3 protein-coding genes are annotated in these 2,445 nt (G+C 58.5%); 2 read left to right on the top strand and 1 reads right to left on the bottom strand.

The window, feature by feature from the left end; translation table 11 throughout:
* The coding region (locus JRJ26_20585) for a hypothetical protein (protein MBW2059887.1) at positions 1-666 on the top strand (666 nt) is incomplete at its 5' end.
* Between the two features lie 143 nt (positions 667-809).
* Complete coding sequence (locus tag JRJ26_20580) at positions 810-1,619, top strand: M55 family metallopeptidase (GenBank protein ID MBW2059886.1); 810 nt, start codon at positions 810-812, stop codon at positions 1,617-1,619.
* Here the strand turns inward: JRJ26_20580 and JRJ26_20575 are convergent.
* Positions 1,509-2,141 carry a DNA alkylation repair protein gene (locus JRJ26_20575; GenBank protein ID MBW2059885.1) on the bottom strand — a complete coding sequence of 211 codons (633 nt, stop codon included), beginning with the start codon at positions 2,139-2,141 and terminating at the stop codon, positions 1,509-1,511. The genes JRJ26_20580 and JRJ26_20575 overlap by 111 nt on opposite strands.
* Positions 2,142-2,445 lie beyond the last annotated feature (304 nt).

Raw genomic sequence — 2,445 nt, 5'->3', positions numbered from 1 at the left:
TCGATCGTCTTCTCAATGGCTGATTTTGTCCTGAACATCACGTTGTTGGCGGCACTCAGCTTCATAGGTTTCGGCGTGCAGCCACCTGCGCCCGAGTGGGGCTCCATGATTGCCGAGGGGCGGGATTATATCTTCGAGGCCTGCTGGATAGCGACGCTTCCCGGCCTCGTGATCGTCTTTACCGGTGCGGGCCTGGCCCGTGCACTGGCCGTCAATCCGAGTTTTCTCGTGCTCGATGAGCCCATGGCGGCCCTCGATGTTTCGATCCAGGCCCAGGTACTCAATCTGCTTCAAGACCTACGAGATGAACTGGATCTGGCAATGCTCTTTATTGCTCATGAATTGTCGGTCGTACGGCATATCTCCCGGAGAGTGGCGGTCATGTATCTGGGCAGAATCGTGGAACAGGGCACCGCGGATGAGATATTCCAATCGCCGGAGCACCCTTACACTCAGAGTCTCCTCAGGGCCGTGCCCAGACTGGAACCCAGGAAGCGACATCGGAAAGCCGCTCTAAAGGGAGACATCCCCAGCCCGCTCAATATTCCACCGGGCTGTCGGTTCCACCCTCGCTGCGACAGGGCAAAGGAGATCTGCCGCGATCACGAGCCCGAAACGATACGGCTAACGCCGACCCATTCGGCCTGCTGTCACCTGGTCGGTTAGCTTTCGGCAGGGTTGTCTAGGCCCGGGATACGTTCCTGCCGGGGGCCCCGGGGTGACGGGAGAGAGGATAAGACGAAGGCGGCCGCCTGGAAAAACCCGGCGGCGGACAAACACTCAAACCACGGTGAAGAGAGGAGGGAACCATGAAGGTATTTGTTTCCATTGACATGGAGGGGATCACAGGCGTCACGGATCGAGGCGATGTTGTCGGTGGCCAAGAGGGATACGAGAGGTTTCGCACCTTGATGGTGTGTGACTTGAACGCGGCGATAGAAGGTGCGTTCGCCGGTGGAGCTACGGAGGTCCTGGTAAATGACTCCCATTTTCACATGCGGAACGTGTTGATTGAACAACTCGACTCCAGGGCGCAGCTGATCAGCGGTTTCACCAAGCGTGGACTCATGATGCACGGCCTGAGTCGGAGCTTCGACGCGGTCTACTTTCTCGGCTACCACTCAAGGATCGGTACCGAAAGTGGTGTCCTGAACCATACTATCTTGGGCAAGGAGGTGGACGGGATTTGGATCAACGACCAGGAGATGGGCGGAACTGGCTTGAACGCAGCCCTAGCCGGTTACTACAACGTACCGGTCGCCATGATTTCCGGGGATGACAGGGTCTGCAAGGAGGCAAAAGATCTCCTTGGCGATGTCGAGACGGCTGTCACCAAATATGCCGCCGACGGGTATGCGGCAAGGTGCCTCCCTCAAGGCGCGACGCACCCACTGATCAAGGAGGCGGCCGGTAGAGCCCTGAGCCGGCTTGCCGACTTCAAACCCTACCGGATCGAAGGTCCAGTGACCTTCAAGGTCTGTTTCCACTCCACCAGTGCGGCCGCGATTTCAACGATGATACCCACGGTGGAGAAAGTCGACGCCAGGACCGTCGTGGTCAGGGGGGACGACTATCTCCGGGCGTACACGACCACCATGGCCGTGTTGCTGCTTGCCTAGACCACGTCTGACGAAATATACGGATAAGCCGCCACCTATTCGAAATGTCCCGTCTCCCGCCTCCTTGTCATGCCAGGCGAGGCAGGCGATCAGTGCATAGGTGGCCCGCTTGACAAAATCCCCGTCCCGCTCGCTCCAGTCATGGATTTTGTTCATCACCAGGGGAGATTTCTCAAAGAGGTTCGTGCAGACCCGGTCGCACACGTCCCGTGAATCAAACCCCTTTCCCCAGTTCTGCATCCGCCGGTCGGCAAGCCTTTCCGGGTCGCCGATCACCTCCGCCACCGTCTTCGCTTCCGGGAATCGGGTCTTCCACGGCTCAAAGGCAAGCACATGATCCCTGCTGATTTCTCCCTCCAATTTGCGCATATCAGGGACCGACACTCCCAGCCTCCTGTCGGTGGTGATCCCGAATCCGGCCATCCCCTCCACGTTTTCGGGCTTGGCCTCAGCCTTCAGTCTCCTAAGTGACCTCCTGCGTGTCCGGCATGTCCGCCCCCTTCTCTGTATCGTCTTCTTCACCCTGGAGCCCCCTTTTGGGGGCCGAGCATGTCCCGGCCAACCCGCCTTGGGCTTTCTGCCGCCTCTTGACCCATGTTAACCCTGAAACACGTGACCGGCAATCCAGTGTTGAGTAAAGGGCCGTGGTCGCAGAGAGACCCCCCCTGCAAAGTTCGCAACTCCCGGAGAACCCGGCTGAAGCGATATCCCGGTGTAATTCGTTGAGACCGATTTTGCCAAATCGGTTCGATGTGCTATAATGGAGCCCGGATCTTTCCACCCGGATGGCAGTGCGAATTTCATGGAGGTCTGCCGTGGAGGCCTT

This window comes from Deltaproteobacteria bacterium (genome assembly GCA_019308905.1).
In the GTDB taxonomy this organism is placed as follows: Bacteria; Desulfobacterota; BSN033; order WVXP01; family WVXP01; genus JAFDHF01.
The sequence above is the reverse complement of the archived record's forward strand: the minus strand, read 5'-3'. Positions and strand labels throughout refer to the sequence as shown.

Excerpts from the sequence above, each read along its gene's own strand:
- JRJ26_20580 (MBW2059886.1), top strand. The coding sequence starts at position 810 with ATGAAGGTATTTGTTTCCATTGACATGGAGGGGATCACAGGCGTCACG.